We start from the raw sequence: 6,166 nt of genomic DNA on the forward strand, positions 1-6,166 counted from the left end.
CCAGTTTGTAATATTTAGGGGCGTCGCCAAGCGGTAAGGCAGCAGGTTTTGATCCTGCCATGCGTTGGTTCGAATCCAGCCGCCCCTGCCATTACACCTATAGGTAGGTGTATTACAAACCGAAGCATTCAGTACAATACACGATACAGGGGCGTCGCCAAGCGGTAAGGCAGCAGGTTTTGATCCTGCCATGCGTTGGTTCGAATCCAGCCGCCCCTGCCATTTTCTATACTCATCCAGGTATACCCTCAGCCGGCAGGTACTGCGCGTGTCCAAGATGATGGTCTTTACGGGGAATGCAAACCCCGACCTGGCGCGACGTATTGTACGTCAGCTGCACATCCCCCTCGGCGATGCTTCAGTCGGAAAATTTTCCGACGGCGAAATTAGCATCGAGATCAATGAAAACGTTCGTGGTAAAGACGTATTCCTGATCCAACCGACGTGCGCGCCAACAAACGATAACCTGATGGAACTGGTCGTGATGGCAGATGCCTTCCGTCGTTCGTCAGCAACCCGAATCACAGCTGTTATCCCCTACTTTGGCTATGCACGCCAGGATCGCCGTCCGCGTTCCGCTCGCGTTGCAATCAGCGCCAAGGTCGTGGCTGACATGCTAACTGTCGTCGGCATTGACCGTGTTCTCACGGTTGATCTGCACGCGGATCAGATCCAGGGCTTCTTCGATATTCCGGTAGATAACATCTACGGCTCCCCAGTATTGGTGGATGACATTGAAGATCAGCGCTTCGAAAACCTGATGATTGTGTCCCCGGATATCGGTGGTGTAGTGCGTGCGCGTGCTGTCGCCAAATCCCTCGGGGTTGATCTGGCAATCATTGATAAGCGTCGCGAAAAAGCCAACCACTCAGAGGTGATGCATATCATCGGTGATGTGGAAGGTCGCACGTGCATCCTGGTTGACGATATGGTCGATACCGCTGGCACACTCTGCCACGGCGCCAAAGCTTTGAAAGAACACGGTGCCGCCAAGGTTTACGCCTACGCGACTCACGCTGTTCTGTCGGGCCGAGCGATCGAGAACATCGAAAACTCGGTACTGGATGAGCTGGTGGTGACTAACACCATCCCGCTTTCTGCCAGCGCCCAATCCTGCCCGCGTATACGCCAGCTGGATATTGGCCCGATTGTCGCTGAAGCGGTTCGCCGCATCAGCAATGAAGAATCGATCAGCGCGATGTTCCGTTAATTCGGAACACTGCCTGACGAAATACGCCCCGCCAAACAGGCGTGATGAAACCCGGTAGCTTCGGCCACTCGGGTTTCATGCTTTCTGTGCTGCGGGGCTTTTTTGCCTAACCGTAGGATCGCTGGTCGCAAGCGTTGATCACGGCATGGCTATCTTGGAGAAATGAAATGACTGAATTTGCCCTGAATGCTGAAGTGCGTTCTGACCTGGGGAAAGGTGCGAGCCGCCGCCTGCGTCGTAACGCCAACCTGGTTCCAGCTGTAATTTACGGTGGCGAAGCTGCCCCGCAATCGATCAGCCTGCTGGCCAACGAACTGGCTAAGCTGCTGAACAACGAAGCTGCTTTCAGCCACGTGCTGACGCTCGACGTTGCTGGCAAGAAAGAATCTGTACTGATCAAGGCTCTGCAGCGCCACCCAGCCAAGGGTTTCGTTCTGCACGCAGACTTCATCCGCGTTGTTGCTGGCCAGAAGCTGGTTGCACACGTACCGCTGCACTTCGTTAACCAGGAAACTTCGGTTGGCGTTAAGCAGCAAGGTGGCGAAGTTTCGCACACCCTGGTTGAAGTAGAAGTTAACTGCTTGCCGAAAGACCTGCCTGAGTTCATCGAAGTCGACATGGCTAAAGTTGAACTGGGTACTACCCTGCACCTGTCCGACCTGACTCTGCCAAAAGGCATTGAACTGGTTGCACTGTCTCACGGTAACGACCTGGCTGTGGCTAACATCCACGCTTCGCGCGTTGCTAAAGAAGACACCAGCGAAGGCGAGAGCGAAGCTCCTGCTGCCGAGTAATTACTCGACTCGCTTGATAACAGCCTAGCCGCATTCGCGTCTGGGCTGTTTCTACGAAAGGGCCTCCGATAAAGAGGCTTTTAAAACGTAGCAAGCGCTGGGCGTGCAAGACAAAAAGCGATGAAAGCGCCGTTTACATCAGTAAGCAGTACCTTGAGACGCTTTTTAACCAAGCAATATCCAGCACTGTAGTTTTAGAGGGCCCCTGATATGACCGCCGTACAACTGATCGTTGGCCTGGGTAATCCCGGCCCTGAATACGACCAGACCCGGCATAATGCAGGGGCTCTTTTCGTTGAAAGACTGGCAGACAGCCAGCGCGTCAGCCTGAGTGCTGATCGCAAGTATTTTGGCTTGGTGGGCAAATTCAACCATCAAGGCCGCGATGTTCGCCTGCTAATACCCACCACGTTTATGAACCGCAGCGGCCAGTCCGTCGCCGCGCTGGCGAATTTTTTCCGAATTCCGCCAGAAGCCATACTCGTGGCACACGACGAACTCGATATGCCACCAGGCGTCGCCAAACTCAAAAAGGGTGGCGGGCACGGCGGGCATAATGGGCTGCGCGACATCATCGCCCAGCTTGGCAACAACAATGAGTTTTACCGCTTGCGCCTGGGTATCGGCCATCCGGGACACAGCAGCATGGTTTCCAATTTTGTACTGGGCCGCGCACCGCGCAGCGAACAGGAGTTACTCGATAGCAGCATCGATTATGCGCTCGAGTCGCTCTCCGACATGCTTGCCGGTAACTGGTCGAAAGCCATGCACGCGCTGCACAGCAAAAAAGCTCAACTCCCCACTTAATTTCTGATTCATCTCCGCGAGGGACACACCATGGGATTTAACTGCGGCATCGTCGGCCTGCCAAACGTCGGCAAGTCCACCTTGTTCAACGCCCTGACCAAATCTGGTATCGCTGCGGAGAACTTCCCTTTCTGCACAATCGAGCCGAACACCGGTATCGTGCCGATGCCCGATCCACGCCTTGAAGCCCTAGCCGAAATCGTCAAGCCCGAGCGCGTGATTCCCACCACCATGGAATTCGTCGACATCGCAGGCCTGGTGGCCGGCGCCTCGAAAGGTGAAGGTCTGGGCAACAAGTTCCTCGCCAACATCCGCGAAACTCACGCGATTGCTCACGTTGTGCGCTGCTTTGAAGATGACAACGTCATCCACGTATCGAACAGCGTCGACCCCAAGCGCGACATCGAGATTATCGACCTTGAGTTGATCTTCGCCGACCTCGACAGCTGCGAGAAGCAACTGCAGAAGACCTCGCGCAACGCCAAAGGCGGTGACAAAGACGCGGTTGCGCAGAAAGCCCTGCTGGAAAAACTGATCCCGCACTTCACCGAAGGCAAGCCAGCCCGCACGCTGATGAAAGACCTCGGCGACGACGAAAAGCAGCTGATTCGCGGCTTCCACCTGCTGACCAGCAAGCCGGTCATGTACATCGCCAACGTCTCTGAAGACGGCTTCGAGAACAACCCGCTGCTCGACATCGTGCAAGGCATTGCTGATGCCGAAGGCGCGATCGTTGTGCCGGTTTGCAACAAGATCGAAGCTGAAATCGCTGAGCTGGAAGACGGCGAAGAAAAGGATATGTTCCTCGAAGCACTGGGCCTTGAAGAGCCGGGCCTGAACCGCGTAATTCGCGCAGGCTACCAGCTGCTCAACTTGCAGACCTACTTCACTGCCGGCGTTAAAGAAGTACGCGCATGGACCGTGCGTGTCGGCGCAACTGCGCCGCAGTCGGCTGCCGCCATCCATACGGACTTCGAAAAAGGCTTCATCCGCGCCGAAGTTATCGCCTATGACGACTTCATCCAATACAAGGGTGAAGCTGGCGCTAAAGAAGCTGGCAAGTGGCGCCTAGAAGGCAAGGAATACATCGTTAAAGACGGCGACGTCATGCACTTCCGCTTTAACGTGTAAGCATCACTGCCTGACCAAAAGCCCCGCAATCAGCCAATGATGCGGGGCTTTTTATTGCCCGAAAACAACGCTCAGCGTTGGCCGCCGTGCGCTGTCGAGGGCGCAGTGAACGCGCCAATACGCGAATAACTTGCCGGGCTGAAACGCAGGGTCATCAGCAGCATCGCCAGTAAACTCAACACGGTAAATTGCCAGGTACTGTGAAAGCTGCCTGTGACCTCACGCAACAAGCCGCCAAGCGATGGCGCCAGCGCATTGATCAGAAAGCCAAAGCCCTGCACGAAGGCCGCCAGCTGCCCAGCCAATCGCGGCTCATGCAAGTGATCCATGCTCAGCAGCAGGCACAGCACAAAACAGGCACCCAACCCAAAGCCGATCAAACCGACCCACACCGCAGGCGCCAGCAGCGGCGCAAACAGTAATCCCGAGAAACCCAACAACTGCGCAAGCAGACTTACGCCCAGCAGCGGCCGGCGATCTTGTATGCGATGCGCCAACACTGGCATCGACAGCGCTGCCGTCACTTGAAAAATAGTCATCCAGGCCAACAACGCCCCGCTTGCCTGTTGCGTCCAACCAAGCTGTTGATAATAAGCCGGCAGCCACGCCACAACCGTCATGAAGCCCCAATTGCAAAAACCAAAGTAAACCGCCAGCGCCCATGCCCGACGATTCCCGATAAAGGTTTTCCACGAGAGCTTTTGCGCCAACGAATGCGGTGTATGCCAAGGCATCTTGAGCCACAGCACAAACGCCAGCAGCGCCGGAATCAGCCAAACCCACAGCCCAACCTGCCAATGGCCAAAAGAATGCGCCAGACGCGGGCTGATCAACGCAGCAAGGCCTCCGCCGCCCATCAACGAAGCCGAGTACACGCCCATCGCCAACGCAACGCCACCCACAAACTGGCGCTTGATCATCCCGGGCACCAAAACCTGAATCAGCGCGATGCCCAACCCACCCAACAGCGCCGACATCAGCAACAAATTGCCATCCGCAATCAACCCTCGCGACAGGCAGGCAAACAGAATGCACAGCAAGCCAAGCGCAATGCCTCTGCCCTCACCCAACCGCGCCTCCACCCACGCCCCGCACAAAGCCACCAGCCCGATGCAAATCACCGGCAAGGTGGTCAGCAGCGCAGCAACTTGAAAGCTCATGGCCGTGTCCACGCGAATGTCGTCAAGCAATGGACTGATCGAAGTCAGAATCGGCCGCAAGTTAAGCCCCAGCGCAACCAGCAACAGCCAACCCACAACGCCAACGCGCTCAACCTTATGCATGACCAACGCCCCTTATGCGCGCAGCAGTCATGCACCCACAACTGCCCAAGCAAGCAACAAACACTTCCCCATGCGCACTCAATGATCGCCAATCAAGCATTAGAACCCCCATAGATACACACCCAGCCAAACTGCGGGCGAACGAACACATCGCCCATGGCCAGAACAGGATAGAGAAAGTCATAAGGAATAAGCATCCCGCCGGCCATTGTGCCATGCCAGCGCAAAAAACCTGATCATTCAATCAGGTAACCCCCCAAAGCCCCCTTGCCCAAGGCAAAGAAACCCGCACCAACCCGCTGTCGCACCACGCCTTGCGCGTAAGCACTTGATCATGCGCAATAATTTTATGAAAACATGCTTGACACAGAAGCCCGAGACTAGAATAATGCGCGCCACTCGGCTACGTAGCTCAGCTGGTTAGAGCATAGCATTCATAATGCTGGGGTCCGGGGTTCAAGTCCCTGCGTAGCCACCAAACAAAACAAGGGTTTACCGAAAGGTAAGCCCTTTTTTGTGTGCGCGAGTGACTACAAAGTGGCTACAGCTTGCCTACCCTAAATGAACATCTTCTTCGGATTGACCTAGGGAAACTCTGAAGAAGACTTCCTTATTTTGGCAAAATGCCCGGACTCCACCCGCCGAGTTTTCCGATGAAGCAGATGACCTTCGCCGACGCCGAGTACGCCGGCAAGCGCAAACAGACCCGCAAAGAGCTGTTCCTGATCGAGATGGATCGGGTGGTGCCGTGGAAGGGTTTGGTTGCCTTGATCGCCCCGCATTATCCCAAGGGCGAAGGCGGTCGTCCGGCGTATCCGCTGATGGCGATGCTGCGGGTTCATCTGATGCAGAACTGGTTTGGCTACAGCGACCCGGCGATGGAGGAAGCGCTGTACGAGACCACCATCCTGCGCCAGTTTGCGGGTTTGAGCCTTGAGCGC

The 6,166-nt window shown here is 55.8% G+C and carries 6 protein-coding genes and 3 tRNA genes; 8 read left to right on the forward strand and 1 reads right to left on the reverse strand.

The window, feature by feature from the left end:
• Positions 1–16 precede the first annotated feature (16 nt).
• The 6 genes from BM395_RS20340 (at position 17) to ychF (ending at position 3,942) form a co-directional block, all read left to right on the forward strand.
• Positions 17–91: transfer RNA gene (locus BM395_RS20340), tRNA-Gln, on the forward strand.
• 56 nt (positions 92–147) lie between these two features.
• Positions 148–222 (forward strand) — tRNA-Gln (locus BM395_RS20345).
• 46 nt (positions 223–268) lie between these two features.
• Positions 269–1,210 carry a ribose-phosphate pyrophosphokinase gene (locus BM395_RS20350; protein ID WP_069902053.1) on the forward strand — a complete coding sequence of 314 codons (942 nt, stop codon included), beginning with the start codon at positions 269–271 and terminating at the stop codon, positions 1,208–1,210.
• Between the two features lie 167 nt (positions 1,211–1,377).
• Positions 1,378–2,004 carry a 50S ribosomal protein L25/general stress protein Ctc gene (locus BM395_RS20355; RefSeq protein ID WP_069902052.1) on the forward strand — a complete coding sequence of 209 codons (627 nt, stop codon included), beginning with the start codon at positions 1,378–1,380 and terminating at the stop codon, positions 2,002–2,004.
• Positions 2,005–2,214: 210 nt separating this feature from the next.
• Positions 2,215–2,811 carry an aminoacyl-tRNA hydrolase gene (gene pth / locus BM395_RS20360; protein WP_090515217.1) on the forward strand — a complete coding sequence of 199 codons (597 nt, stop codon included), beginning with the start codon at positions 2,215–2,217 and terminating at the stop codon, positions 2,809–2,811.
• Positions 2,812–2,841: 30 nt separating this feature from the next.
• The gene (gene ychF, locus BM395_RS20365; protein WP_069902050.1) at positions 2,842–3,942 is read left to right on the forward strand and encodes a redox-regulated ATPase YchF; all 1,101 of its coding nucleotides are present in this window, start codon (positions 2,842–2,844) and stop codon (positions 3,940–3,942) included.
• A gap of 71 nt (positions 3,943–4,013) precedes the next feature.
• Here the strand turns inward: ychF and BM395_RS20370 are convergent, their stop codons facing one another.
• Positions 4,014–5,225: a CynX/NimT family MFS transporter gene (locus BM395_RS20370; protein WP_090515219.1), complete on the reverse strand. Its 1,212-nt coding sequence runs from the start codon at positions 5,223–5,225 to the stop codon at positions 4,014–4,016.
• 401 nt (positions 5,226–5,626) lie between these two features.
• On the opposite strand from BM395_RS20370, the gene BM395_RS20375 reads away from it, so the two are divergent.
• Both BM395_RS20375 and BM395_RS20380 read left to right on the forward strand, forming a co-directional pair.
• Positions 5,627–5,703 (forward strand) — tRNA-Met (locus BM395_RS20375).
• A 175-nt stretch (positions 5,704–5,878) separates the two neighbouring features.
• A partial coding sequence (locus BM395_RS20380; RefSeq protein WP_141124114.1) for a transposase occupies positions 5,879–6,166 on the forward strand: 288 nt, incomplete at its 3' end.

It is taken from the genome of Pseudomonas marincola, assembly GCF_900116605.1.
Lineage (GTDB): Bacteria > Pseudomonadota > Gammaproteobacteria > Pseudomonadales > Pseudomonadaceae > Aquipseudomonas > Aquipseudomonas marincola.